This window comes from Aliiroseovarius marinus (assembly GCF_050881025.1).
GTDB classification, from domain to species: Bacteria; Pseudomonadota; Alphaproteobacteria; order Rhodobacterales; family Rhodobacteraceae; genus Aliiroseovarius; species Aliiroseovarius marinus_A.
Genome location: NZ_JBNNXQ010000002.1, coordinates 551,631 through 577,277 on the forward strand (window position 1 = coordinate 551,631; position 25,647 = coordinate 577,277).

At 59.5% G+C, this 25,647-nt stretch carries 21 protein-coding genes; 13 read left to right on the forward strand and 8 right to left on the reverse strand.

Translation table 11 applies throughout. From position 1 onward, the window contains the following. The first annotated feature begins 131 nt into the window (after window positions 1-131). Window positions 132-767, forward strand: coding sequence for a CDGSH iron-sulfur domain-containing protein (locus ACRY08_RS08170; protein WP_432449415.1), 636 nt, complete (start codon window positions 132-134; stop codon window positions 765-767). Between the two features lie 148 nt (window positions 768-915). Here the strand turns inward: ACRY08_RS08170 and hisG are convergent, their stop codons facing one another. From hisG to ACRY08_RS08190, 4 genes are all read right to left on the reverse strand, one after another. Next, window positions 916-1,614 carry an ATP phosphoribosyltransferase gene (gene hisG, locus ACRY08_RS08175; RefSeq protein WP_432449416.1) on the reverse strand — a complete coding sequence of 233 codons (699 nt, stop codon included), beginning with the start codon at window positions 1,612-1,614 and terminating at the stop codon, window positions 916-918. Next, the gene (locus tag ACRY08_RS08180; protein ID WP_432449417.1) at window positions 1,611-2,711 is read right to left on the reverse strand and encodes an ATP phosphoribosyltransferase regulatory subunit; all 1,101 of its coding nucleotides are present in this window, start codon (window positions 2,709-2,711) and stop codon (window positions 1,611-1,613) included. The genes hisG and ACRY08_RS08180 overlap by 4 nt, the downstream gene beginning before the upstream one ends. Beyond that, complete coding sequence (hisS, locus tag ACRY08_RS08185) at window positions 2,704-4,179, reverse strand: histidine--tRNA ligase (RefSeq protein WP_432449418.1); 1,476 nt, start codon at window positions 4,177-4,179, stop codon at window positions 2,704-2,706. The genes ACRY08_RS08180 and hisS overlap by 8 nt, the downstream gene beginning before the upstream one ends. A gap of 94 nt (window positions 4,180-4,273) precedes the next feature. Then, window positions 4,274-4,594 carry a hypothetical protein gene (locus tag ACRY08_RS08190; protein ID WP_432449419.1) on the reverse strand — a complete coding sequence of 107 codons (321 nt, stop codon included), beginning with the start codon at window positions 4,592-4,594 and terminating at the stop codon, window positions 4,274-4,276. Between the two features lie 83 nt (window positions 4,595-4,677). Between ACRY08_RS08190 and ACRY08_RS08195 the strand changes: the two genes are divergently transcribed. Then, a complete protein-coding gene (locus ACRY08_RS08195; RefSeq protein ID WP_432449420.1) occupies window positions 4,678-4,887 on the forward strand; it encodes a SlyX family protein in 210 nt (69 codons plus the stop codon). A 25-nt stretch (window positions 4,888-4,912) separates the two neighbouring features. Here the strand turns inward: ACRY08_RS08195 and ACRY08_RS08200 are convergent, their stop codons facing one another. Then, window positions 4,913-5,443: a hypothetical protein gene (locus ACRY08_RS08200; protein ID WP_432449421.1), complete on the reverse strand. Its 531-nt coding sequence runs from the start codon at window positions 5,441-5,443 to the stop codon at window positions 4,913-4,915. 49 nt (window positions 5,444-5,492) lie between these two features. After that, window positions 5,493-9,008 carry a DNA polymerase III subunit alpha gene (gene dnaE / locus ACRY08_RS08205; RefSeq protein WP_432449422.1) on the reverse strand — a complete coding sequence of 1,172 codons (3,516 nt, stop codon included), beginning with the start codon at window positions 9,006-9,008 and terminating at the stop codon, window positions 5,493-5,495. 195 nt (window positions 9,009-9,203) lie between these two features. On the opposite strand from dnaE, the gene xdhA reads away from it, so the two are divergent. The 11 genes from xdhA (at window position 9,204) to ACRY08_RS08260 (ending at window position 21,989) form a co-directional block, all read left to right on the forward strand. Beyond that, window positions 9,204-10,583 carry a xanthine dehydrogenase small subunit gene (gene xdhA, locus ACRY08_RS08210; RefSeq protein ID WP_432449423.1) on the forward strand — a complete coding sequence of 460 codons (1,380 nt, stop codon included), beginning with the start codon at window positions 9,204-9,206 and terminating at the stop codon, window positions 10,581-10,583. Beyond that, entirely contained in the window at window positions 10,580-12,871 is a 2,292-nt protein-coding gene (gene xdhB, locus ACRY08_RS08215) for a xanthine dehydrogenase molybdopterin binding subunit (protein WP_432449424.1), read from the forward strand. The genes xdhA and xdhB overlap by 4 nt, the downstream gene beginning before the upstream one ends. Further along, complete coding sequence (gene xdhC / locus ACRY08_RS08220; protein WP_432449425.1) at window positions 12,861-13,850, forward strand: xanthine dehydrogenase accessory protein XdhC; 990 nt, start codon at window positions 12,861-12,863, stop codon at window positions 13,848-13,850. Before xdhB ends, xdhC begins: the two co-directional genes overlap by 11 nt. A gap of 7 nt (window positions 13,851-13,857) precedes the next feature. Further along, window positions 13,858-15,354, forward strand: coding sequence for an ABC transporter ATP-binding protein (locus tag ACRY08_RS08225; RefSeq protein ID WP_432449426.1), 1,497 nt, complete (start codon window positions 13,858-13,860; stop codon window positions 15,352-15,354). Further along, the gene (locus ACRY08_RS08230) at window positions 15,351-16,439 is read left to right on the forward strand and encodes an ABC transporter permease (RefSeq protein ID WP_432449427.1); all 1,089 of its coding nucleotides are present in this window, start codon (window positions 15,351-15,353) and stop codon (window positions 16,437-16,439) included. Before ACRY08_RS08225 ends, ACRY08_RS08230 begins: the two co-directional genes overlap by 4 nt. Before the next feature lie 11 nt (window positions 16,440-16,450). Further along, complete coding sequence (locus ACRY08_RS08235) at window positions 16,451-17,374, forward strand: ABC transporter permease (RefSeq protein ID WP_432449428.1); 924 nt, start codon at window positions 16,451-16,453, stop codon at window positions 17,372-17,374. Window positions 17,375-17,383: 9 nt separating this feature from the next. Beyond that, window positions 17,384-18,166 (forward strand): ion transporter, encoded by a 783-nt coding sequence (locus tag ACRY08_RS08240; protein WP_432449429.1) that lies wholly within the window; start codon window positions 17,384-17,386, stop codon window positions 18,164-18,166. A 1-nt stretch (window position 18,167) separates the two neighbouring features. After that, window positions 18,168-19,247, forward strand: coding sequence for a BMP family ABC transporter substrate-binding protein (locus ACRY08_RS08245; RefSeq protein WP_432449430.1), 1,080 nt, complete (start codon window positions 18,168-18,170; stop codon window positions 19,245-19,247). A gap of 121 nt (window positions 19,248-19,368) precedes the next feature. Next, complete coding sequence (locus ACRY08_RS08250; RefSeq protein ID WP_432449431.1) at window positions 19,369-19,893, forward strand: EF-hand domain-containing protein; 525 nt, start codon at window positions 19,369-19,371, stop codon at window positions 19,891-19,893. Window positions 19,894-19,993: 100 nt separating this feature from the next. Further along, window positions 19,994-20,929, forward strand: coding sequence for an aldo/keto reductase (locus tag ACRY08_RS08255; protein ID WP_432449432.1), 936 nt, complete (start codon window positions 19,994-19,996; stop codon window positions 20,927-20,929). Continuing rightward, complete coding sequence (locus tag ACRY08_RS08260; RefSeq protein WP_432449433.1) at window positions 20,922-21,989, forward strand: NAD(P)/FAD-dependent oxidoreductase; 1,068 nt, start codon at window positions 20,922-20,924, stop codon at window positions 21,987-21,989. Before ACRY08_RS08255 ends, ACRY08_RS08260 begins: the two co-directional genes overlap by 8 nt. On the opposite strand, the gene ACRY08_RS08265 is transcribed toward ACRY08_RS08260, so the two are convergent. Together ACRY08_RS08265 and ACRY08_RS08270 are read right to left on the reverse strand one after the other, a co-directional pair. Further along, window positions 21,986-22,909 carry a histone deacetylase family protein gene (locus tag ACRY08_RS08265; RefSeq protein WP_432449434.1) on the reverse strand — a complete coding sequence of 308 codons (924 nt, stop codon included), beginning with the start codon at window positions 22,907-22,909 and terminating at the stop codon, window positions 21,986-21,988. The genes ACRY08_RS08260 and ACRY08_RS08265 overlap by 4 nt on opposite strands. Before the next feature lie 36 nt (window positions 22,910-22,945). Continuing rightward, window positions 22,946-25,627, reverse strand: coding sequence for a GNAT family N-acetyltransferase (locus tag ACRY08_RS08270; protein ID WP_432449435.1), 2,682 nt, complete (start codon window positions 25,625-25,627; stop codon window positions 22,946-22,948). Between the last annotated feature and the right edge of the window lie 20 nt (window positions 25,628-25,647).

Here is a 25,647-nt window from a genome sequence, read left to right on the forward strand (position 1 = left end):
GCGGGGTTCACTCTACCCCAAGGTATTTTCCACAAGAAAATAGAGCGGCGGGTCATCGGTGCATGGGATCGTGATTTTGCGTTCATACTTAGCTGAGTTAAGCTGACTTTATGCCAGCGAAGGAGCCAGCCATGACACGCAAAGAATATACCGGGCAAGACATCACCGTGACGTTTGACCTTGGACGCTGCATTCATGCGCGCAACTGTTTCTTGCAGCTGCCCGATGTGTTTGATCCTTCCAAACGTCCATGGGTGCAACCTGACAACGCCAGTCCCGAAGAGGTCGCGGCAATGATCCGCACCTGCCCTTCGGGGGCTTTGGCGTATAAGCGTGCGGATGGCACCGATGAGAAACCGCCGAAAATCAACCGTTTGGCTGTGTTGGAAAATGGGCCCGCCGTTCTTGTGGGCGAGATTTCGGTCGAGGATCAGCCCAGTGAAACACGGGTGGCGCTCTGCCGGTGTGGGTTGTCAAAGAACAAACCCTATTGCGACTACAGCCATGTGGAAGGTGGTTTCACAGCGACGGGCGAGCCTGCGCCGAAAACGCCTGCAGACGCAGAAGGCGTGGGTGGGGTTGCACGGGCGGCGCGAAAGCCTGATGGGCCATTGCTGATCGATGGTAACCTGGAAATCTGTTCAGGCACGGGCAAGCGAATTGCCAAGACTGAAAAGGCATTTCTGTGTCGATGTGGCGCGTCAAAAAACAAACCGTTTTGCGATGGCAGCCATAAGGCTGTCGGCTTCACAGACGGGGAAAGCTAAAGCGTTTCCGGCTATTGCCCGATCACAGCATTAATTGGAAACGCCAAACACCTTACATGTTGCGCGGCGTTTCCAGTACGCCTCGTTTCAACGTGATCTGCAAATGCTTCATACAAAGCCCTGCGCACAGCCGGCTGGCTGCGACGCTTTAGCGATTCAGCCCCAGTTCTTCCGTCAATTTGGCAAGGGTCGCGCGATCCTCTTCCGACCAAACCGCCTTGCGTGACTTGAACAGAGTCGCCTGGCTTTTGTGCACGGGCGGTCCAATTAGAATCTTGAGGTGGTTGGCCCGCAGGGTTTCCCCGGTCGAGGTGATGTCGGCCACGGCCTCAGCCGTTTCGTTCTTGACGGTGCCTTCGGTCGCGCCCTGGCTATCCACAAGCTGATAATCCGCCACACCATGGTCACGCAGGTGGTCACGGATCAAGCGGTGAAATTTTGTAGCGATGCGCAGGCGGAAACCATGGCGCGCCCGGAATGCCGCGGCGACCGCATCCAAGTCATCCAATGTATTCACATCGACCCAGCATTTTGGCACCGCGATGATCAGATCAGCGTGTCCAAAACCCATCAATGCCATCTCGGACACCTTGTCGGCCCATGCCCCCAACTTCTCGCGCACCAGATCAGACCCGGTCACCCCCAGATGAATCCGGCCTGCTGCCAATTCACGCGGGATTTCGCCAGCGGACAGCAAAACAAGCTCCAGTCCTTCGATCCCCTTCACAGCGGCGGCATATTCACGATCTGAGCCGGTTCGGGCCAGCTCAATGCCGCGTGCGCCGAACCAGTCGAAGGTCTTTTCCATCAGACGGCCTTTGGAGGGCACACCCAGTTTCACAGTCATGCCTGTTCTCCTGCGCCAAGTTCCAACAGAAGCTCGGGGCGGATCACGCCGCCCACTGCGGGAATCTCTCCGCTGCCGTTCTGATTGCCCAGAACGCGGGTCAGCGCATCATAGCGCCCGCCGGTTGCGACGGGGGGCAGGTCGGGGCGGGCCTCAGCGTAGAAACCAAAGACGAACCCGTCATAATACTCCATCGAGGTACGGCCATAGCTGCCCTCGAAATCGAGCATATCCACGTCGACGCCACGTTTGGCCAACGCCTCGGCACGCGCTTCCAGCCGGTCGACCGCGTCGGCGATAGCGGGCATGTCTACAGCGATGTCACGCAGGTGCTCCAACACATTCGAGGTGGTTTCGCGCAGCGCCAAAAGATCATCGAGCAGCTCTACCTCCTGCACGGAAATTGGTGCGGCAGAGGCATCTTCACGCAGAGCATCGATCCGTTCGGCAATCTCAGACGCACTGCGCAAACCGATTTGCGGGCCGCTATTCGCCATCGGATCTTCCAGAGCCAACATCGCCTCGCGCCCTTCGGGCAGAGGAGCCCGGCCGGCGAACCGGTCCAAAAGCGCGCGGAAACGGCGTGGTCGCCAGATATGACGCAGAAGGGCGGCCTTGCGGCGTTCGGTAGTCTTCAACCCACGCACGGCAGCCAGAAGCAGACCCATATCGCCCGTCGCGGCCCGCAAGGACAGCGGCTCCAAAGCCTCGCGGATCATCGCAAAAACCTCAGCGTCCGCGTCAATCGGCGCGTCACGGTCAAACACCTCGTAGCCCACCTGGAAATACTCAGCCGCCCGCTGGGCGACCTCTTCCTGCGCGCGAAACACTTCGCCCATATAGGTATAGCGCGCGGGTTCAGCGCCTTCGGCCATATGCATCTGCACCACCGGGACGGTGAAGTCCGGGCGCAGCATCACTTCGCCGCGCATGGGATCATGGCTGGTGAAAGCGCGCGCGCGAATATCCTCGCCATAAAGGTCCAGAAGCGTGCCCGCAGGTTGCAGGATGTCCGCTTCGACCACCTGAGCGCCACGAGCTTCGAAAACGCTTTGCAGACGCGCGGCTTCGGCTCGGATCTTCGCCTTGTCAGCCATCTTCTGCCTCGATGATCTCGCGCACGCGGGCGACCATGTCCGCGCGATCGCATTCGAACTGGCTGGGGCGGGTTTTCCATTCTTCCAGCGTGGCGCTTTCAGCGATCTTCGCCCCCAGAACGAGGTCCTTGATCTGCACTTTGCCCGCATCAAACTCGTCAGAGCCTGCAATCACCGCAACGGGTGAATTGCGCTTGTCGGCGTATTTCAACTGGTTGCCGAAGTTCTTGGGGTTGCCCAAGTAAACCTCGGCACGAATGCCCGCATCGCGCAGTTCGGACACCATGGACTGATAATCCGCCAGCCGCGTTTTATCCATCACGGTGACCACAACCGGCCCAACAGCTTTACCGCCCATGCGGCCTTTGGCGCGAAGCGCGGCCAGCAGGCGATCCACACCGATGGAAATGCCCGTGGCGGGAACAGCCTGCCCGGTGAAGCGCTTGACCAGATCGTCATAGCGGCCCCCACCGGCGACCGAACCGAACTGCCGCGGGCGGCCTTTTTCATCGAGGATTTCAAAGGTCAGCTCGGCCTCGAACACCGGGCCGGTATAGTAGCCAAGACCACGCACGACCGAGGGGTCGATCTCGATCCGATCAGGGCCATAGCCTTGCGCGTCCAGAAGCTCTGCAATCTGTTCCAGCTCGTTGATGCCTTCGGCCCCCACGGCGTTATCCCCCACAGCGGCACGCAGATTGGCAAGCGTCTCGGCGGCTGTGGCCCCCTTTGAGGTCAGGAATGCGATCACGGGTTCAGCCTGATCATCGGACAGGCCAACACCGTCGATATAGGCCCCCGACGCATCCAAACGCCCCTTGCCCAACAGCTCGCGCACGCCAGCCTCGCCCACCTTGTCGAACTTGTCGATGGTGCGCAGAACCGCGTCACGTGTTGGGCCTTCGTCCACGCCCATGACCTCGAGCACGCCGTTCATGACTTTGCGGTTGTTCACCCGCACCAGATAGTCACCGCGCGGGATGCCCACGGTTTCCAGCGTATCGGCCAAAAGCGCGCAAATCTCGGCGTCTGCGGCCATGGACGACGTGCCCACCGTATCCGCATCACATTGATAAAACTGCCGAAAACGCCCCGGACCGGGTTTTTCATTGCGCCAGACCGGCCCCATCGCATAGCGGCGATAGGGTGCCGGCAGATCGTTGCGATGCTGTGCATAGACGCGCGCCAAGGGCGCTGTCATGTCATAGCGCAGCGCCATCCAGCTGTCGTCTTCGTCCTGCCAGGCAAACACGCCCTCGTTGGGGCGGTCCACATCAGGAAGGAACTTGCCCAGCGCCTCGACCGTTTCCACAGCCGAGCTTTCCAGCGCATCAAAGCCATAGCGATGATACACCGCCGCAATCTGGTCGAGCATATGTTTGCGCTCGTCCACTTCCGCTCCGAAATAGTCGCGAAATCCCTTGGGCGTGATTGCCTTGGGGCGGGGCTGCTTTTTCACTTTGGCCATGTCTGGTCCCGGTTCACAATGGTGTCGCGGGCGGTCTAGCGGATGGGGGCGTCAGGGGCAAGGAAAGCCTTTGTAAAAACGCCCCCGGCATCCCTTACGGATACACGATCTTGCAGATAAATTTTGAATAGACCCACCCCGATATCCCATCATACGACCAATCCTGGATATCGCGTTGCACGATCACTTCGCGCCAGCCTTTGGTGGCCACGGGCTCCATCGTGATCAGGAACGTGCCGGGGCCAAGCGTGCGTTTCATCTCGCAGCTGGATGATCCGCAGCTGCGCAACGCCAGAAAATTGTCACCATCCGGGTTCAGGTTGCACACCACATATTGCTCGCCATCATAGGCCAATGCCGCTGTGCTCAACAGGCTCAGACATGCCGCCACAAACGCCGTTTTGAACTGTCTCATTCTTCCCTCCTTTTTGGGGGCAGTCTGAACGAGATCAAAAACAGGGGCTATGACACCGATCAGCTTCGCGCTATCAGGACCACATGTCGCAGGACCGTATTACCCAGCTGGAAGAAACCATCGCGCATCTGACCCTTCTGGTCGATGAGCTGAACGAGGTTGTCACCAAACAGGACGCCGAACTGGCGCGCCTGTCCCATCTGGTGCGCATTCTGACCGAACGCGAAGCCGAGCGGGAACAGGGCAATTCAGGCGGGGTGGTTCTGGGCGACGAACGGCCGCCGCATTACTAGAATGCGGCGGACAACAGTCTAGAAATTACTCGGCATCTTGCATGCGAACATACAGCTTTGGATATGTGAACTTGCTGCCCTCTTCCGGCGCAATACCGCGCGCCAAGCTCGCACCGATTGCTCCGCCGACCAAAAAGCCCACGGTCACCGCCTCTCGCTGTTGAACACTTTTGGGCTCAAGCTTGGTACGCCCAATTGCTCCCGGGGCAACACAAACCACGTCATATGTTGGGGATTTTGTGCTGTAGTCAGGCAAGGCAACCTTCGTAGGCGTGGTGATGGTGAAGGTATCGAATTCACTTTGAAGCGTGCATTTTGCAGGAATGTCCTTGCCATCGTGCTTGGTGTTGGCACTGATTTCGATCAGTCGAGTTGGAGCGGGTGCACCTTGAACCGTTCGGCGAGTCGGTGCCGCGGCCTGTACAGGGGCTTGCGAAGCTGAAACCGTGGCGTCGTTTTCAGGTGAAGTCGACGCGGAAGGAGCGGTCGCTTGATTAGATTGGCACCCTGCCAAAACAAGGCCAGCCGCAACAAACACAAAAAAGGTATTCTTCATTTGGAAATTCTCTTCTTAGACTCAACACTGAGTTGCAATACCTGCGTTACTAAACCTCTTCAACATCGATCACGCCGTTCAGCGACTTTAAAGCCCCTTTGATCTGGGGGTTTAGCGGATAGGGCTGGCCCAAGGTCATTTCGACCTCTCCGGGCAGGCTTGGGTCCATCAGGCAGACTGAAACCTCACCGGGGCGCACGTTTTTGGCCTTGTTTGCCGCATCATTCAAAAGCGAGGCGACCTGTTCCAGCACCGAAGGCTCTTCGAGGTAGAGCTTCAACGCCATGCCGCCCACATCAGACACCACGTTGTCGATGGGCGAGATTGAGCGGGCCAGAAGTTTCAGCTGATCAGCTTCCATCGTGGCCTCAACAGTGACCACCACATTGGCGCCCGTTTCCAGGTAATCGCGACACTTTTCCAACACGTCCGAGAAGATCGTGACCTCATATTGTCCTGTCGGATCAGTCAGTTGCGCGAAGGCAAATCGGTTGCCACGCGCGGATTTGCGTTCCTGCCGCCCGGCGACCGTGCCTGCAATCTTTGCAATGGACGCGCCGCGTTCGGCCTTCTTTTCCAACTCGGCCAGCGACATGACCTGCTTGCGCTTCAGCGCCGCCATATAGTCGTCCAGCGGGTGGCCAGACAGGTAAAAGCCAATCGCTTTCTGCTCTTCCGCCAGCCGTTCACTGGGCAACCAATCCCCGACCGGGGACAGACGCGGTTCGGGCAGATCATCACCCGCCTCGCCAAAGAGCGACACCTGATTGGACGCGCGCTGTTCATGGATCGCGGCGGAGTAGCTGACCAACCCGTCGAGGCTGTCAAATACCCGGCGGCGGTTCTGGTCGAGCTGATCAAAAGCACCGGCGCGGGCCAGCATCTCCATCGGGCGTTTGCCGACGCGTTTCAGGTCCACGCGGCGGGCAAAGTCAAAGAGCGTGGCGAAGGGCTTGTCGACGCCATCCACCTTGCGGCCTTCGACCACCAGCTTCATCGCCTCGACACCTACATTTTTCAGCGCACCCAACCCGTACACCACGCGCCCCTGATCTACGCTGAACATCTCAAGCGATCGGTTCACGCAAGGCGGCACAATCTCGATATCCATCCCGCGCCGCACTTCATTGGCATAGACGGACAGCTTGTCAGTCAGATGGATATCGCAGTTCATCACACCGGCCATGAACTCGACCGGGTGGTTGGCTTTCAACCATGCGGTTTGATAGCTGACCACGGCATAGGCGGCGGCGTGGGATTTGTTGAAACCATAGTTGGCGAACTTTTCCAAAAGGTCGAAAACTTCCGACGCTTTCTTGGCAGGCACACCGTTTTCAGCAGCCCCTTTTTCAAACTTCGGACGTTCGGCGTCCATCGCCTCTTTGATCTTCTTACCCATCGCGCGGCGCAAGAGGTCGGCGCCACCAAGCGAGTAACCCGCCATGACCTGAGCGATCTGCATAACCTGTTCCTGATAGACGATAATGCCTTGAGTTTCTTCAAGAATATGGTCGATCAGAGGGTGGACAGATTCAATCTCTCGCTGCCCGTTCTTGACCTCGCAATAGGTCGGGATGTTCTCCATCGGACCGGGACGATAGAGCGCCACGAGCGCCACGATGTCCTCGATACAGGTGGGTTTCATGCGCCTGAGCGCATCCATCATGCCGGTCGATTCCACCTGGAACACGGCGACGGTTTTCGCGGCGGCATAGAGCTTGTAGGTCGGTTCGTCATCCAGCGGGATGGCGTTGATTTCATTGACCGCACCTTCGGGCGGCTCATAGAGCGCCTCTCCATTCGGCCCCGTATGGAGATCCCGCCCCTGCCCGCGAATCAAATCCACAGCATTCTGAATGACCGTCAGCGTTTTCAGGCCCAGGAAGTCGAACTTGACCAAGCCCGCCTGTTCCACCCACTTCATGTTGAACTGGGTCGCAGGCATGTCGGACCGCGGATCCTGATAGAGCGGCACCAACGCATCGAGCGGCCGGTCCCCGATCACAACGCCCGCCGCGTGTGTCGAGGCGTTGCGCAACAGCCCTTCGATCTGCTGACCATAGGTGAGCAGCCGCTCGACCACTTCTTCGGCCTTGGCTTCTTCGCGCAGACGCGGTTCATCCGCCAAGGCTTTCTCGATCGACACGGGCTTTACGCCTTCAACCGGGATCATCTTGGACAGGCGATCCACCTGCCCGTAAGGCATCTGCAGCACCCGGCCCACGTCGCGCACGGCAGCTTTGGACAAAAGCGCACCAAAAGTGATGATCTGTCCCACTTTGTCGCGGCCATATTTTTCCTGCACATACCGGATCACCTCTTCGCGCCGGTCCATACAGAAGTCGATATCGAAGTCGGGCATCGACACACGTTCGGGGTTCAGGAAACGTTCGAACAGAAGCGAATAGCGCAGGGGATCAAGGTCGGTAATCGTCAGCGCATAGGCCACCAGGCTGCCCGCACCAGACCCCCGCCCCGGCCCCACTGGGATACCCTGATCCTTGCCCCACTTGATGAAGTCGGCAACGATCAGGAAGTAGCCGGGGAAACCCATGCCTTCGATAATGTCGAGTTCAAAATCGAGGCGCTTTTGGTACTCCTCGACGGAAACCGCATGGGGGATCACGGCCAAACGGGCCTGCAGGCCCTCGTTCGCCTGACGGCGCAGCTCGACCACCTCGTCATCTGCAAACTTTGGCAAGATCGGGTCGCGACGATAGGCCATGAAGGCGCAGCGTCGCGCGATTTCCACCGTGTTTTCAATCGCTTCCGGCAAGTCCGCAAAAAGCGTGATCATCTCTTCGGGAGACTTGAAATAGTGCTGCGGTGTCAGGCGGCGGCGGCCGTCCTGTTGGTCGACATAGGCACCTTCCTTGATGCAAATCAGCGCGTCATGCGCTTCATAGAGCTTTTGGGCCGGGAAATAGACATCATTGGTCGCGACCAACGGAATGCCCAGCTTATAGGCCATTTCCACAAAACCACGTTCGGTCAGACGCTCTGGTTCAGTGGGCTGCCCCCCCTCGCCCGGATGCCGCTGAAGCTCGACGTAAAGACGATCCCCAAACGCCGCTTGCAAACGGGTCATCAAGGCCTCTGCCTTTGCAGCCTGCCCGGCCTGAAGGAACCTGCCAACAGGTCCCTCTGCCCCGCCGGTCAACGCAATCAGGCCGCTTGAATGCGCCTCCAGCTCGTCCAGCGTGACCTGCGGTGCGGCGCCAAATTTATCCACGTAAAGACAGGAATTGAGCTTCATCAGATTCTCATATCCGTCTTCATCCTGCGCCAGAAACACCATCGCGGCGGGCGGTTTGGCGTTTTCGCCCGGTGCGGGCGGATCATAGGCCACATCGACCTGACATCCGATGATCGGCTGCACCCCTTCACCCGCCGCCGTGACCGAAAACTCCAATGCGGCAAACATGTTATTCGTGTCAGTGATCGCAACAGCGGGCATGTCATGGGCGGCACAAAGACCGGGCAATTTCTTGACCGGAACCGCGCCCTCAAGAAGCGAATATTGCGTATGGGTGCGAAGGTGAATGAATCGGGGTTGGCTGCTCATTTGTGCACCCTAAACCAGCACCGCGCCCGGTAAAAGATCGCTCTGCCGCGAATGGCGAAATCACCTCGGGGCTTGACCGATGGCCCCTTTCCCGGCTTTGCTAACCCAAACAAAAGACACCCCGCGCGTTTTCTACGCCGCATCGAGGACGCCAAATCCGGGGCCACCAACAGGGTAACGCGGCAGGACGATTTCATGAATATCGCCTTTCTTCTGAACGGAGAGAGCGTGGCGCTGACCGGCGTCGACCCAACACGCACCGCGTTGGATTGGCTGCGAGAGGATCGCGGCCTGACCGGCACGAAAGAAGGATGTAATGAAGGCGATTGCGGCGCCTGTACTGTGATGGTGCAGGATGAAAATGGCGCGCAATCCATGAATGCCTGCATCCTGTTTCTTGGCCAGCTTGACGGCAAAAGCCTTACCACGGTCGAAGCCTTGTCCAATGGGCCGGATTTACACCCGGTGCAAGACGCGCTGATAGCGGAACACGGGTCGCAATGTGGGTTTTGCACACCGGGAATCGCCATGTCCCTGGCCACGGCACATCTGAATGGGGATGCCAATCACGACGATGTTCTGGCCGGAAATCTCTGCCGCTGCACAGGTTATGCCCCAATCATTCGTGCAGCAAACCGGGCGGCAAATGACCCTGTTCCTGACGGTTTCGGCACACCGGAAGGGCCGCCCTTGGCGGACCCTGACGCGAGCAAGGAGGCGGAGGCGGCCAGACCGCGTTCCACCGACGCGCTCGCCCATGCGCTGATGTCCAATCCCCACGCCACGCTGGTCGCGGGTGCGACCGATGTTGGCCTATGGGTCACCAAGGGCTTGAAAGACCTGAACCCCGTGATTTTTCTGGGCGGGATCGAGACGCTCAAACAAGTCGAGATCACCGATAGTCAGATCCATGTTGGCGCCGGTGTCAGCATCGAAATGCTGCGCAGCATTCTGGCCACCGATTTCCCGAATTTCTCGGAAATGCTGCGCCGGTTTGCCTCTTTGCAGGTGCGCAATGCGGCCACGATTGGCGGAAATATCGCCAATGGCTCCCCCATTGGGGACACGCCGCCCCCTTTGATCGCGCTGGGGGCGACCCTGCATCTGCGGCGCGGCGACAACCGCCGTCAGATCGCGCTGGAGGATTTCTTCATCGACTACGGCAAGCAAGACCGCAGGCCCGGCGAGTTCATCGAAGCATTGTCCATTCCGCGCAGAGAAAACGCGCTGAAAGTCTACAAAATTTCGAAACGGTTCGATCAGGATATCTCGGCGGTTTTGGCGGCCATTGATATCACGACTGATGCGAGCGTGATCACTCGAGCGCGACTGGCTTTCGGTGGTATGGCAGGTGTTCCAAAACGCGCCGTTCACGTCGAACGCGCGCTGCAAGGGCGCCCCTGGTCACTGGATACGCTCACCGCAGCATTGCCTGCTTTTTCACAGGATTTCACCCCTTTGTCCGACATGCGGGCCTCTGCGAGTTATCGTCTAAAGTCCTGTGAAAACATGCTGTTGCGGTATTGGCACGAGGCAAATGGTGACACCGTTTCGGTGCTGGAGGTGACGCCATGACCTTGCAAAAACCCGCCGGAAAATCCTTGCCGCATGATGCGGCAGCACTGCACGTAACAGGGGCCGCGCGGTATGTAGATGACATCCCGACACCATCAAACTGCCTGCATCTGGCTTTCGGATTAAGCCATGAGGCGCGCGGCGTCATCACGCGCGCCGATTTCTCCGCCGTGCGCGACGCACCGGGTGTTGTTGCGGTGCTTACGGCGGCTGACTTGCCCCATGCCAACGACGTGTCGCCATCGGTGCATGACGAACCTCTGCTGGCGCAGGGCGAGGTTTTTTATCACGGTCAGCCGATTTTTCTGGTCATCGCCACCAGCCACCTAGCGGCGCGCAAAGCCGCGCGACAGGCCAAGCTGACCATCGACCCGCGTCCTGCCATCCTGACCATCGACGATGCGCTTGATGCAGACAGCCGGTTTGAATCCGGCCCGGTCATCTGGTCCCGCGGCGATGCGGAGGCAATGCTACATACGGCACCGTATGTAATTGAGGGCAGTTTCGAGCTGGGCGGACAAGAACATTTCTACCTAGAAGGTCAGGCCGCCTTGGCCATCCCGCAAGAGGCCGGGGATATGCTGGTGCACAGCTCTACCCAGCATCCAACCGAAATACAGCACAAGGTCGCAGAAGCCATTGGCGCCCCAATGAACGCGGTTCGGGTCGAAACCCGCCGGATGGGCGGCGGGTTTGGGGGTAAGGAAAGTCAGGGCAACGCGTTGGCCGTAGCCTGTGCGATTGCGGCGCAGAAAACCGGACGACCCTGCAAAATGCGGTATGACCGCGATGATGATATGGTCATCACCGGCAAGCGACATGACTTTCGAATGTCCTATCGCGCTGGTGTGGATGACGAAGGGCGGTTGATTGCACTTGATGTGACCCAACTGGCGCGATGCGGCTGGGCGCAGGACCTGTCGCTTCCCGTCGCGGACCGCGCCATGCTGCATGCAGATAACGCCTATTACCTGCCGAATGTGCGGATCGAAAGCCACCGGTTGAAGACCAACACCGCTTCCGCCACGGCGTTCCGGGGGTTTGGCGGCCCGCAAGGCGTGTTCGCGATCGAACGTATTCTGGATCATGTTGCGCAGGTGCGCGGGCTTGACGCTCTGACCGTGCGGCAGGTGAATTTCTACCGTGACGGGCAGACCACCCATTACGGGCAAACAATCGAGGATTTTCACATCCCTGCCATGACCGAAACGCTTCTGGATCAGGCAGATTTCACCAATCGCCGCGCAGAGGTCGAGAAGTTTAATCGCGAAAACCCTATATTAAAGAAAGGCTTGGCCTATTCACCGGTCAAGTTCGGCATCAGCTTCACCCTGACCCATCTGAACCAGGCGGGCGCGCTTGTGCATGTGTATCAGGACGGCTCGATCCACCTGAACCATGGCGGCACCGAAATGGGACAGGGGTTGTTTCAAAAGGTGGCGCAGGTGGCGGCAGCCATGTTCGGCGTGCCGTTGGACATGGTCAAAATCACCGCAACTGACACGGCGAAAGTGCCCAATACCTCGGCCACGGCGGCCTCGTCCGGGTCAGATCTGAACGGCATGGCCGTGCGGGTTGCCTGCGCGACCATACGCGACCGTATTGTATCATTTCTGGCCGATCGCTGGGGCTGTGACCCTGCCTGCATCCGCTTTGAAGACGGTCACGTTCTGGGCGATGAAACCCGCAGCATTTCTTTCGCCGAGGCCGCAAGCTGGGCCTATCAGAACCGCATCTCTCTTTCCGCCACCGGGTTTTACAAGACGCCCAAGATCACATGGGACCGTGTAAAGGGTCAGGGCCGCCCGTTTTTCTATTTTGCCCTTGGCGTGGCACTGACCGAGGTTGTGATCGACACGCTGTCTGGTGAAAACCGAATATTGCGCACCGATATCATCCATGATGCCGGGCAAAGCCTGAACCCGGCACTGGATATTGGGCAGGTCGAAGGGGCTTTTGTGCAAGGCGCTGGCTGGCTGACCACGGAAGAGCTGGTCTGGGACGACAAGGGCGTGCTGCGCACTCATGCGCCCTCTACCTATAAAATCCCCGCCTCATCCGACCGCCCACGCGTTTTCAATGTGGAGCTTTGGAACCGGCCAAACCACGAAGACACGATCTATCGCTCGAAAGCGGTCGGCGAGCCGCCGTTCATGCTGGGCATTTCGGCCTGGCTTGCGCTGGCAGACGCGGTATCGAGCTGCGGCGACCGCTACCACGCGATGAACGCCCCCGCGACCGCCGAAGAAGTGCTGGCTGCCGTAGAAAGGGTGCGCGATGGCGGTTGACCTCACAGCCCTGCGCGCAGCGCTTGAGACCCGCCCTGCCGTGGTGCGGGTGGTGATCGCCGATGCCGCCGGATCGACCCCGCGTGACGTCGGCGCGTCAATGCTTGTTTGGGAAGACGGCCAGTCCGGCACCATCGGCGGGGGCGAGCTGGAGTTTCGTGCCGCAATGTCCGCGCGCGCGCAGCTGAGGACGGGCAACAGCCCCACCATAGAGCGCCTGCCGCTTGGCCCCGCATTGGGGCAATGCTGCGGGGGCGCCGTGACGCTGTTGTCCGAGGTCATGACGCTCGACGATGTTCGCGCGCTTGAAAACAACGTGCTGCACGCCAGACCCATCGATGGGTCCAGTGGCATGCCTTTGGCCATCAAACGACAGATGAAATCGGCACGTAACCAAGGCACACAGCCCCAGGCGGCGCTTGTGCAGGGGTGGATGGTCGAACCCATCGCCCGCCCGACAGATCAGGTCTGGATTTATGGCGCGGGACATGTCGGGCGGTCGCTGGTGGCCACCCTTTCGCCCTTGCCGAACCTACAGATCACATGGGTCGATGTGGCTGCGGATCGCTTTCCAGATGACATCTCAGCCAATGTCACTGCCCTGCCCACAGCGAACCCCGCCACGGCGGTACAGCTTGCACCGGATAACGCCCATCACCTTATTCTGACCTATAGCCACGTCATGGATCTGGAGATCACCCATGCGATTCTATTGCGGGACTTCGCAAGCGCCGGGCTGATCGGATCGGCCACCAAATGGGCGCGTTTTCGAAAACGACTGGCGGCTTTGGGCCATAACAGCACAAAAATTGATCGGATCACCTGCCCAATCGGTGATCCAAGCCTTGGAAAACACCCACAAGCCATTGCTCTGGGGGTCTCGACCGCGCTACTTAAGAGCGTGGCACAAAACAAAAAAACAAATACCACGCATCACGACAGGGGGATGTCATTTGACAGGGGATTTGCGCCAGACTGACGCGCTCATGACGCTTAACGGGCTGACGAAAGCCTATCCGGGCGTTGTGGCAAACGATCAGGTTTCGTTTTCGCTGCTGCCCGGCGAAGTTCACGCCCTGTTGGGCGAAAACGGCGCGGGCAAATCGACTTTGGTCAAGATGATCTATGGGCTGGTGAAGCCCGATGCGGGGCAAATGACCCTGAAGGGCGAGGCCTTCACCCCCGTGAACCCAGCCGCTGCACGCGCCGCGGGTGTCGCCATGGTGTTTCAGCATTTCAGCCTGTTTGATGCACTGTCTGTCGCCGAAAACATCGCGCTTGGCATGGATAATCCGCCCTCTCCGCGTGAGTTATCGGCCCGCATCCGCGAGGTCAGCCAGGCCTATGGGTTGCCTCTGGACCCCGATCGAACCGTGGGTGATCTGTCGGCCGGCGAACGCCAGCGGGTCGAGATCATTCGCTGCCTTTTGCAAAATCCCAAGCTTTTGATCATGGATGAACCGACCAGTGTTCTGACACCACAAGAGGTTGATATTCTTTTCGAAACCCTGCGCAAGCTGACAGCTGAAGGCACCGCGATCCTATATATCTCGCACAAGCTGGAGGAAATCCGCAGCCTGTGTGAACACGCCACGATCCTGCGCCATGGCGTGGTGGTGGACACCTGCGACCCGCGGGAAAAATCAGCCCGCGAGCTGGCCGAGATGATGGTGGGCGATACGCTGCACGTGCCATCGCGCGAACACTGGGAGCCGGGGGAAGAAGCCCTGTCATTGGACGCGGTTTCCATGACCTCTATCAACGAGTTTGGCGTGAACCTGAAAAATGTCAGCCTGAGCGTGCGCAAGGGCGAGGTTCTGGGCATTGGCGGTGTGGCCGGCAACGGGCAGGACGAGCTGCTGGCGGTTTTGTCTGGCGAAGCGCGCGCCAACGCGGGATCGATCAAACTGGCCGGCGCAGAGATCAACACCCTGCCCCCCAATACGCGCCGTGCGCGCGGTCTTCTGACCGCCCCTGAAGAACGGCTGGGTCATTCCGCCGCCCCAAATATGAGCCTGACAGAAAACGCGCTGTTGACTGGTGCGGTTCGCGAAAACCTTGTGGAACGCGGCTTCTTGCGCTGGAGCAAAACCGAAAGCTTCGCCCGCCGCATCATCGAGGCCTTCGATGTGCGCACGCCCGGCACGGACAATGCTGCCGGATCACTGTCTGGCGGAAACCTGCAGAAATTCGTGATCGGACGCGAGGTCTTGCAAGATCCTGACGTGTTGGTGGTGAACCAGCCCACATGGGGGGTGGATGCCGCCGCTGCGGCCTCGATCCGGCAATCCTTGTTGGATTTGGCCCATAAGGGGGCGGCAGTGATCGTGATCAGTCAGGATCTGGACGAGCTGATGGAAATTGCCGACCGCTTCACCGCATTGAACGAGGGCCGCATCGCCCCACCCGTCCCAACCCAAAACCTAAGCGTCGAGGAAATCGGCCTGATGATGGGTGGTGGAGAAGGCGAGGTGGCCGCATGATCCGTCTGGAAAAACGCCCGCAGCCGTCAAAATTCTGGGCCTTCGCAACCCCGGTACTGGCGGTGGTCGCCACAATGATCGCAGGCGGCATCATGTTCTGGATACTGGGCAAGGACCCAATCGAAGCCATCCGCACCATCTTCTGGGACCCGCTATTTCACGAAACCTTCGGGCCTTACTCGCGGCCTCAGCTTCTGGTGAAGGCCGGGCCACTGATCCTGATCGCCATCGGCCTGTCTTTGGGCTTTCGCGCGGGCATCTGGAACATTGGCGCCGAGGGTCAATACATCATGGGTGCCATCTGTGGTGCCGCCGTGGGGCTTGCCTTTTATCCGTCTGAAAGCGTGCTGATTTTCCCGGCCATGGTGCTGGCCGGTGCGCTTGGCGGCTGGGCTTGGGCCATGATCCCCGGTTTTTTGAAAGTGAAATTTGGCACCAACGAAATTCTTGTCAGCCTGATGCTGGTCTATGTGGCCGAGAACATGCTGGCCTCGGTCAGCCAAGGGCTTTTGAAAAATCCCGAAGGCATGGGCTTTCCCGGATCGCGCAACTTCCGCGACTTTCCGGCCGCCTACAACGCCGAGATCATCGAGGGCACCGGCATGCATTGGGGTGTGGCCGCAGCCTTCATTGCGGTGATCCTGTCTTACATCCTTCTGACCCGTCACATGCTGGGCTTTCAGGTGCGCCTGACGGGCGAGGCCCCGCGTGCCGCACGATTTGCCGGTGTCAATCCAACGCGGCTGGTGCTCTTTTGTCTGGGCGCATCTGGCGCGCTGGCCGGGCTTGCGGGGCTGTTTGAGGTTTCTGGCCCGTCAGGTCAGATCACCATCGAGTTCAACGCAGGCTATGGGTTCACCGCGATCATCGTGGCGTTTCTGGGCCGGTTGCACCCCATTGGCATCCTGCTCGCGGGGCTTTTGATGGCACTGACCTATATTGGTGGCGAACTGGCGCAGCTGATGCTGGGCCTGCCCGGTGCGGCCATCCAGATGTTCCAGGGCATGTTGATGTTCTTCCTTCTGGCGATGGACATGCTGTCACATTACCGGCTGCGGCTGAAACGCCCGGCGCAGGCACAATAGGAGCGACGATCATGGATTTTGGACAGATCAACCCGATCCTGCTTCTGGCCTCGCTGATGGTGGCGGCCACGCCGATCTTGCTGGCAGCCATTGGCGAAGCCGTGGTCGAAAAATCAGGCGTTCTGAACCTTGGGGTCGAAGGCATGATGATCACCGGCGCGGTGGTCGGTTTTGCCATTGGCGTGAACACCGGCGCGCCCGCCTTTGGCTTTGTGGCGGCGGCCGTGGCAGGCGCGGCTTTGTCGATGCTTTTTGGCCTGCTGGTGCTCTATCTCAAATCCAATCAGGTGGCGACCGGGCTGGGCCTGACCCTTTTCGGTCTTGGGTTATCGGCGCTGATCGGCAAGCCCTATGAGGGCATCAAAGCGCCCACAATGGCGAAATGGGACATACCGCTTCTGTCCGATATTCCAGTGCTTGGGCCGATCCTCTTCAAACACGATCCGATGGTTTATGTCAGCCTGATCATCGTCGCGGCCACATGGTATGTGCTAACCAAAACACGCGCGGGGTTGATCCTGCGCGGGGTGGGTGAAAACCACGATGCCGCCCACGCGCTTGGCTACAAGGTGAACCGCGTGCGCCTATTGGCCATTGCCTTTGGCGGCGCTTGTGCGGGGCTGGGCGGGGCTTACATCAGCCTTGTGCGTGTGCCCCAATGGGTCGATGGCATGACCGCGGGGGCGGGCTGGATTGCTCTGGCCATCGTTGTTTTCGCCAGCTGGCGTCCGTGGCGCGTGCTGTTGGGCGCCTATCTTTTCGGCGGCATCACCGTCTTGCAGCTGAACCTGCAAGCAGCCGGCATCGCGATCCCGGTCGAGGTTCTGGCAATGAGCCCCTATGTGGTGACAATCCTTGTGCTTGTCGGTATCTCGTTCAAAGGAAACCACGGCGCGCCCGGATCGCTGGGGCGCAGTTTCCATGCAACGCATTAAGGGATGTCTATGACAAAGGCCGAAATCCACGATATTCTCGACGGCCACACCCCGTTTGCGGGTGTGAATGTCGGGCGTGTGATGGATGTTCTGATCCTTTTGTCCGCCATCGCGATTGCTCTGGAAACCATGCCGGAATTGCCTGCGCAACTGCGTGGGCTGCTGTTCAAGTTTGAACTGGCATTGCTGATCATCTTTGCCGCGGAATACGTGCTGCGTCTGGCCACGGCTCCACGTCCTGCGCGTTATGCGTTCAGTTTCTGGGGCATTGTCGACTTCTTGTCCTTCGCCCCTGCCATCGCTTTCCTGACCCCGCAATGGCAGGTGGTGCGCGCCTTCCGTCTGCTGCGCCTTGTGCGGCTTTTGAAGCTGTTTCGCGGCAGCCATGCGATGGAACGCCTTGTGGTTGCCTTCCGTCAGGTGCGCGGCGAGCTTGCCATTTTTGGCGTGATTGCGGGGCTGATGCTCTACGTGTCCGCCGTTGGCATCTATATTTTCGAACATGACGCCCAGCCCGAGGTCTTTTCCTCGATCCCCAACAGCCTGTGGTGGGCGGTGGCAAGCTTTACCACCGTGGGCTATGGCGACATGTTCCCGATCACGCCCGGCGGGCGGATCTTCACCACCTTCGTCCTGTTCATCGGGCTTGGCGTGATCGCCGTGCCCTCGGCCATCGTGACGACGGCGCTTTTGGAAAGTGAAACCAACATCCAGCGCCGCATTCGCGAGGCCCGCGAGAACGGGGAAGACACCAACAACAACGAAACTGCTCAAAACACCAAGGGAGACTGAAATGCGTGTATTGAAAACACTTCTGGCAACCGCCGCTTTGGCCACCGGCCTGGGCACGGCCGCGATGGCCGAAGACAAAACCAAGGTTGGCTTTGTCTATGTCGGCAGCATTGGCGATGGCGGCTGGACCTATGAACATAACAAAAGCCGCCTGGCCGTCGAAGAACATTTCGGCGACAAGGTTGAAACCACCTATGTGGAAAACGTGCCCGAAGGCCCCGACGCAGAACGCGTGATGACCCAGATGGCCCTGTCAGGCCACGACCTGATCTTCACCACCTCGTTTGGCTATATGGACCCGACCATTGCCGTTGCCGCCAAATTCCCGGACGTGAAATTCGAACACGCCACCGGCTATAAACAGGCCGACAACGTGTCGGTCTATTCGGCCCGTTTCTACGAAGGTCGCGCTGTTCAGGGTCACATCGCGGGCAAGATGACCAAGTCGAACATCATCGGCTACATCGCATCCTTCCCGATCCCGGAAGTTATCCGCGGCATCAACTCGGCCTATATCCACGCCAAAAAGGTGAACCCGGATGTGCAGTTCAAGATCATCTGGGCCTACACCTGGTTTGATCCGGCCAAGGAAGCCGACGCGGCCAAGGCTCTGATCGAACAGGGTGCAGACGTGATCCTGCAGCACACCGACTCGACCGCACCGCAGGCTGCCGCCAAAGAGGCCGGCAACGTGATCACCTTCGGCCAGGCTTCGGACATGTCCGACTACGCCCCCTTCCCGCGCGTATCGTCGATCATCGACAACTGGGCACCCTACTACATCGCCCGCACCCAGGCCGTGATGGATGGCACCTGGGAAAGCGTGTCCACCTGGGACGGCATTTCGACCGGCATGGTTGAGATCGGCGAGATTACCGACGCTGTGCCCGCCGATGTGAAAGCCGAAGCCATTGCGCTGCGTGACAGCCTGTCAGACGGCAGCTATCACGCCTTTACCGGCCCGCTGAACAAGCAGGACGGCTCGACCTGGCTGGCTGACGGCGAAACCGCCGATGACGGTACGCTTGCCGGCATGGGCTTCTACGTTGAAGGCATCGAAGGCGAAATTCCGTCGAACTGATCGATCAAAACCTAAGCTGAAAGAGCCCCGCCACCGGTGGGGCTTTTTTTTGCGTGCAGCGCGACGGAAACCCCATTGCATTCCGTTATATGCATATGAGGACAACAAACGGAGCGTAACGATGCGCAAAACAACATTCATTCTGACCACCGCAGCATTGGCGTTCGCCCTTCCCGCCTTGGCTGAAAACCAGCCCGGCGCCCATTTCATCGAGATGTGGGATTTGGACGAGAACGGATCAGTCTCGATCGAAGAGGCACGCGAACGCCGTGGTGATATTTTCACAACCTTCGATGCCGACGACGATGGCGTATTGAGCGCCGAGGACTATGTGATGTTTGACGAGGCGCGCGAGGCCGACATGAAGGAACATGGGATCGGCAAGGGTCAGGGCCAAGGCAAAGGTCAGGGCCAAGGCAAGGGTAAAGGTCAGGGCAAGGGCCATGGTCAAGGAAAAGGGAAAGGCATGGGACAGGGTATGGGCGAACACAGTGCCGCCATGTCCATGACGCGCGAGAACGCGGATCTTGATGGCGACGGGCAGGTAACCCGCGAAGAGTTTCTAGCCGGTGTTGATATCTGGTTTCCCAAACAGGACCGCAACGGTGACGGGGTGATCAGCAAAGAGGATTTCGGGCGAATGTGAGGGCGTCCCTTCGCACTCCGGCTTGGTGAGCCGCCCGAATATCAGGCCCCGCATCAAGCGGGGCCTTTTCCTTTTCCAAATCGCATGTCAGGGTCGCGCCATGACGGAACTGATCTCGATAGATGGCACAGCCTCCTGCCGTTTTGCATTTGGGACGATGCAGTTTGGCGATCAGGCTGATCTGGCTGCATCACGGGCTATGTTTGACGCGTGTATCGAAGCAGGCATCACGCATTTCGACACCGCAAATCTCTATACCGGCGGCGCGGCAGAACAATATCTGGGGCAGTTTATCGCCCCTTTGCGTGCGCGCCTGATCATCGGGACCAAAATCGGTTATGACGCCCCGGATAACGTCGAGGCTCTGCGCAGCCAGTTCGACATGTCACGCGCCCGGCTGGGGCTGGACAGTGTAGACATCCTCTATTTGCATCGCTTCAATCCCAACCTGTCCCTTGAGGCACAGATCGACCTGCTTGCCGAGTTACAGGCCCAAAAACAGACCCGTTATCTTGCCGTGTCCAATTTTGCCGCGTGGCAGGTCATGAAAGCTCAGGCAATCGCGATAAACCTTGGAACCAAAATCGACATCGTCCAACCGATGTACAGCCTTGTGAAGCGCCAGGCCGAGGTTGAGATACTTCCCATGTGCGCCGCCGAGGGCATACTGGCCGTTACGTATTCTCCGCTGGGTGGTGGTCTTTTGACCGGGAAATATGCAGCTGGCGGCACAGGCCGATTGTCCGAAGATCACCGCTACGGCGCGCGCTATGGCTTGGGTTGGATGCACGAAGCGGCCGCGAAGCTGCCGGAAATTGCCGACGCGGTGGGTGTGCATCCCGCGACCCTGGCTGTTGCTTGGGCTGCGAGCCATTCATCACGCCCAGCTCCAATCCTGTCGGCGCGGTCGCTTGAGCAACTCCGCCCCTCGCTGGATGCGTTAAGCATCAAGATGTCGCCCGAAGAGCGGGATCGTCTTACCGCCCTGACCCCAACACCTGCCCCAGCCACAGACAGGATCGAAGAACATGGATGACTTTCTGATCATTGGGGGCGGCATTGCGGGCACCTCGGCGGGGGCGCGTCTGGCGCAGCTTGGCACTGTGCGTGTGCTGGAAGCAGAAGACGCGCTTGCCTATCATGCGTCTGGCCGGTCTGCCGCCCTGTTCGAAGAAAGCTATGGGACTGAGGCGGTCGTTGCGTTGAACCACGCCTCGCGCAGCTTCCATGAAACGGCTCGGGTCCTGTCTCCTCGCGGGTTCATGGTGGTCGGCGCCAAGGGGGGTGAGGCGCAGCTCGCCAGTGATTTGGACAAGATGAAGCTGGACGCCATCAGCATCGGGGATGCCTGCGCGCTGATGCCGATCCTGAACCCGGATGCGCTGTGCGGCGCGGGGTATCACGCGGATGCTTGGGACATCGACACAGACCGTCTTGTGCAGAGCTTCGCGCGGGAAACACGCCAAAACGGCGAGATTGTCACCGGCGCACCTGTCACACGGATTACACGCTTGGGCACCGGCTGGCAGGTCCAAACACCAAAGGGTGATTTCAAAGCGCGCAAGCTTGTAAACGCGGCGGGCGCATGGGTGGATGAAGTTGCCGCCATGGCCGGCGTCGCCCCCGTTGGCATCCGCCCCTTGCGCCGCTCCATGGCGCGTATCCCTGCGCCGGGCGGGTTGGACGTGTCTGGCTGGCCAATGGTGCTGGGCGCAGGAGAGACGTGGTACGCAAAGCCCGACGCGGGCGCACTGATCGTGTCACCTGCGGATGCAGAACCTTCCACCCCACATGACGCGTGGGCGGATGACATGGTTCTGGCCGAGGGGCTGGCGCGCTATCAAGAGATGGTTTCTGAGCCCGTCACCCGCGTGATTTCGAACTGGGCCGGGCTGCGCAGTTTCACACCCGACGGCAATCTTGCCATTGGCCCTGCGCCGGACGATCCAGACTTTATCTGGTTCGCGGGGCAAGGCGGATACGGCATGCAATCCAGCCCTGCCGCATCGCAATTGCTGGCAGATATTCTGGGTGGCAGGCCACCAGAGTTGGACGCCAAGTCTGTTACAAGTCTTAACGTCACGCGGTTCAGTTAACCCAGCAACACGTCCAGATGTTTGACGACGGAGCGGGCCAGCACATCCGGTTCGTATCCGCCTTCCAGCATCGAGACGATCCGGCCTTCGGCAAACTCATCGGCCACACCCTTCAATTCGCGCGTGACCCATTCATAATCCGCATCCGTCAGCTGAACGCTGGACATGTCATCGGCCACATGGGCGTCAAACCCTGCGGAAATGAAGACAAATTCCGGCTTGAAGTCACGCAGATGTGGGATCCAGTGGCCCGAGACAGCCTCGCGAAACTCGGCACTGCCGGCACCGGCGGACAGGGGAATGTCCACGAGGTTGTCGGTCTCTTTCTCGTGCCCCGTGAAGGGGTAGAACGGGTGCTGGAAACTGGAACAGAACAGCACGCGCGGCTCGGCCTTGAAAATCTCTTCGGTGCCATTGCCGTGGTGAACGTCGAAGTCGATGATGGCGACGCGTTCCAGCCCATGCGCCTCAAGCGCGTGGGCCGCGGCCACAGCAATGTTGTTGAACAGACAAAACCCCATCGCCTTATCGCTTTCGGCGTGATGGCCCGGCGGGCGAACCATGCAGAAAATCGGGTTGGCCTCTTTCGACATGACCAGATCAACGCCCAGACACCCCGACCCGGCAGACCGTTCAGCGGCTTTCAGCGTGCCCGGGCTCATCACCGTGTCGCCGTCCACTTCGACACTTTCCATGCCCTGCCCCGGCGCCAGAGCATAGACCCGATCCAGATAGTCGCTGTTATGCACACGTTCCAACTGATCGCGCGTGACCAAGGGCGCATCGTGATGGCGCACCACATAGTCCATACCCGACATGATCAGCTGGTTGTTGATCGCATCCAGCCGCGCCTTGCTTTCCGGGTGCATTGGCCCTGCGTCATGGTCGCGACATTCCCTGTGCGAGATGATGGACAGCATGTGGTTTCCTCCCCCAATCCTTCGTCTGATATTCCGTTACAGCCAGCGTTCGACGATCACCACGTCGCGGTCATCCGGGTCGGGCCGCTGGGTGAAGCCAAGTTCTTTCATCAAGCGCAGCATGGGTTCGTTTTTCTTCAAAACCGTCCCTTCAATCACTTCCAGATCATGATCCTGCGCCGCACTGAACAGACCTTTCATGAGCTTTGTCCCAAGCCCCTGATGCTGGATGCGATCGGACACCACGATGGCAAACTCACAGCTTTTCTGATCCGGGTTGATGACATAGCGCGCCACACCGACCTGCACGTCGCGCCCCTCGATCTCGGCCATGGCAACCAGCGCCATTTCGCGGCGATAGTCGATCTGGGTGAACTGGGCGAGCATCTCAGGGCTCAGCTCGTTCACCGATCCCATAAAGCGCATCTGCTTGGCTTCCTTGGACAAATCGCGCATGAACTCTTGTTCATACTCTGCATCCTCTGGCCGGATCGGACGGATCATCAGCGGCGTGCCGTCCGACAGGAATGTCTCGCGCGCAAGGTGTCGCGGATAGGGGTGAATGGCCATGTGATCATAGCGCCCGTCCTTCGCCGGCGGGCGGGCCACGGAAATGCGCGCATCCACGGCCAGCACCCCATCAGGCCCCGCGAAAAGCGGGTTGATGTCCATCTCGGTCACCTCGGGCAGTTCGCTCAGAATGATCGAGATGCGTTTCAGCACATCGACAAGCGCGCCCCGGTCGACCGGGTCATAGTCCCGAAAACTGTCCAGCGCTTTTGACACGCGCGTTTTGTTAATCAGCCGATCAGACAGAACCGCATTCAAGGGCGGCAGTGCCACGGCGCTATCGCGCATAACCTCGACCATCGTGCCGCCCGCCCCAAACAGGATCGTGGGTCCAAAGACCGGGTCGCGGCTGGCCCCGATCACCAATTCGCGGGCATGACGCAGATCGGCCATGGCCTCGACCGTCACACCGGAAATCCGGGCCTCGGGCAGAGCTTTTTTCACGCTGGCTGTAATCTCGTGATAGGCGCGGGTCACAGTGGCCGCATGCGCCACATTGATGCGCACCCCGCCCACATCGGTCTTGTGCGACACGTCCGGAGACGAGATTTTCATCGCCACCGGGAAGCCCACCGTTTCGGCGGCCACAAGCGCATCTGCGGGCGAGCGCGCCTCGATCGTCATGTTCACCGGAATGTTGAAGGCCCGCAAAAGCGCTTTGCTTTCCGTGTCCGACAGCATCTTGCGCCCCTCGGACAACGCGCTTGCGATGATCATGCGCGCACCGTCCAGATCAAGCCCTTTTTCAAAGGCACGCGCACGCGGCACCTCCAGCGCCAGTTTGCGGTTCTGGTGGTGCTGGGCAAGATAGCTGAAACCTTCCACCGCACGTTCAGGCGTGTCAAAATCAGGCACGCCCGCTTCAGACAACAGATTGCGCGCCTCGACGACCGAGCTTTCCCCCATCCAACAGGCCAGCAGCGGCTTGCGGCGCCGCGCGGGCAAGGCGTCAATCACGGATTTCGCCGCCGCGACCGCGTCGGTCATCGCCTGCGGGGTCAACATCACCAACACGCCATCATTGTCCGGGTCTGCCATCGCGGCCTTGACAGCCGCACCATAGGCGTCCGGGGTGGCATCGCCCAGAATATCGACTGGATTTGCGTGGCTCCAGTAAGGGGGCAAGACCTTGTCGAGCAGTTTTTTCGTGTCCACAGATAAAGGCGGCAAAGACAGCCCCAGATCACCGGCGCGATCTGCCGCCAACACGCCCGCGCCACCACCATTGGTGATGATACACAGCCGGTCACCGGATGTTTTCTTGGTGTTGGCCAAAAGCTCGGCGGCCGCAAACAGCTGTCCCAGCGTGTCCACCCGGACCGCGCCCGCACGCTCCAGCGCGGCATCGAACACCTCGTCTGATCCGATCAACGCGCCTGTATGGGTGTGCGCCGCTTCGGAACTGACCGCATGGCGGCCAGATTTCAGCACAACAACCGGCTTCAACCGCGAAGCGCGTCTGAGGGCTGACATGAAATTGGGGGCGTCCTTGATGCCCTCAATATAGAGCAAAATTGCATCTGTGTGCGGGTCGGTTGCCAGGAAATCCAGCGTGTCGCCAAAGTCGACATCCGTGGAGTTGCCAAGGCTGACCATGGCCGAAAACCCCGAATGATGCGGCGCGGCCCAATCGGCAATGGCGCTGATCAACGCGCCCGATTGCGACACAAGCGCCAGACGCCCTTTCGGCGTTTGCGACCGCAGGAACGTCGCATCAAGCCCTAGCCATGGGCGCACCAAGCCGACGCAGTTCGGCCCCATAAACCGAATGCCGCCTTTGCGCGCAATGGCTTCAACCTGCGCTTCCAGACCCTTGCCGCTGCCATCGCCTTCGCCAAAACCCGCCGACAAAACGATAACAGCTTTCACGCCGGCCTCTGCGCAGTCACGCATGATAGCGGGCACAGTGCGCGCAGGTGTTGCGATCACGGCCAGGTCCACCTCGTCCGGCACATCACCGATGCGCGCATGGCAGGTAGCTTCGCCAATGGCTTTGTATTTGGGATTGATCGGATAAATCGGGCCTTCGAACCCGCGCGAGATCAGGTTGCGATAGGCCATTGCCCCGACAGAGCTGCCCTTCGGGCTGGCCCCGAACATGGCAACAGAATGAGGGTCAAACAGGGGGCTAAGCGGACTTTTGTCCATCGGAAACGTTCCTTCGCGCA

Excerpts from the sequence above, each read along its gene's own strand:
- ACRY08_RS08170 (WP_432449415.1), top strand. The coding sequence starts at position 132 with ATGACACGCAAAGAATATACCGGGCAAGACATCACCGTGACGTTTGAC.
- hisG (WP_432449416.1), bottom strand. The coding sequence starts at position 1,614 with ATGACTGTGAAACTGGGTGTGCCCTCCAAAGGCCGTCTGATGGAAAAG.
- ACRY08_RS08180 (WP_432449417.1), bottom strand. The coding sequence starts at position 2,711 with ATGGCTGACAAGGCGAAGATCCGAGCCGAAGCCGCGCGTCTGCAAAGC.
- hisS (WP_432449418.1), bottom strand. The coding sequence starts at position 4,179 with ATGGCCAAAGTGAAAAAGCAGCCCCGCCCCAAGGCAATCACGCCCAAG.
- ACRY08_RS08190 (WP_432449419.1), bottom strand. The coding sequence starts at position 4,594 with ATGAGACAGTTCAAAACGGCGTTTGTGGCGGCATGTCTGAGCCTGTTG.
- ACRY08_RS08195 (WP_432449420.1), top strand. The coding sequence starts at position 4,678 with ATGTCGCAGGACCGTATTACCCAGCTGGAAGAAACCATCGCGCATCTG.
- ACRY08_RS08200 (WP_432449421.1), bottom strand. The coding sequence starts at position 5,443 with ATGAAGAATACCTTTTTTGTGTTTGTTGCGGCTGGCCTTGTTTTGGCA.
- dnaE (WP_432449422.1), bottom strand. The coding sequence starts at position 9,008 with ATGAGCAGCCAACCCCGATTCATTCACCTTCGCACCCATACGCAATAT.
- xdhA (WP_432449423.1), top strand. The coding sequence starts at position 9,204 with ATGAATATCGCCTTTCTTCTGAACGGAGAGAGCGTGGCGCTGACCGGC.
- xdhB (WP_432449424.1), top strand. The coding sequence starts at position 10,580 with ATGACCTTGCAAAAACCCGCCGGAAAATCCTTGCCGCATGATGCGGCA.
- xdhC (WP_432449425.1), top strand. The coding sequence starts at position 12,861 with ATGGCGGTTGACCTCACAGCCCTGCGCGCAGCGCTTGAGACCCGCCCT.
- ACRY08_RS08225 (WP_432449426.1), top strand. The coding sequence starts at position 13,858 with ATGACGCTTAACGGGCTGACGAAAGCCTATCCGGGCGTTGTGGCAAAC.
- ACRY08_RS08230 (WP_432449427.1), top strand. The coding sequence starts at position 15,351 with ATGATCCGTCTGGAAAAACGCCCGCAGCCGTCAAAATTCTGGGCCTTC.
- ACRY08_RS08235 (WP_432449428.1), top strand. The coding sequence starts at position 16,451 with ATGGATTTTGGACAGATCAACCCGATCCTGCTTCTGGCCTCGCTGATG.
- ACRY08_RS08240 (WP_432449429.1), top strand. The coding sequence starts at position 17,384 with ATGACAAAGGCCGAAATCCACGATATTCTCGACGGCCACACCCCGTTT.
- ACRY08_RS08245 (WP_432449430.1), top strand. The coding sequence starts at position 18,168 with ATGCGTGTATTGAAAACACTTCTGGCAACCGCCGCTTTGGCCACCGGC.
- ACRY08_RS08250 (WP_432449431.1), top strand. The coding sequence starts at position 19,369 with ATGCGCAAAACAACATTCATTCTGACCACCGCAGCATTGGCGTTCGCC.
- ACRY08_RS08255 (WP_432449432.1), top strand. The coding sequence starts at position 19,994 with ATGACGGAACTGATCTCGATAGATGGCACAGCCTCCTGCCGTTTTGCA.
- ACRY08_RS08260 (WP_432449433.1), top strand. The coding sequence starts at position 20,922 with ATGGATGACTTTCTGATCATTGGGGGCGGCATTGCGGGCACCTCGGCG.
- ACRY08_RS08265 (WP_432449434.1), bottom strand. The coding sequence starts at position 22,909 with ATGCTGTCCATCATCTCGCACAGGGAATGTCGCGACCATGACGCAGGG.
- ACRY08_RS08270 (WP_432449435.1), bottom strand. The coding sequence starts at position 25,627 with ATGGACAAAAGTCCGCTTAGCCCCCTGTTTGACCCTCATTCTGTTGCC.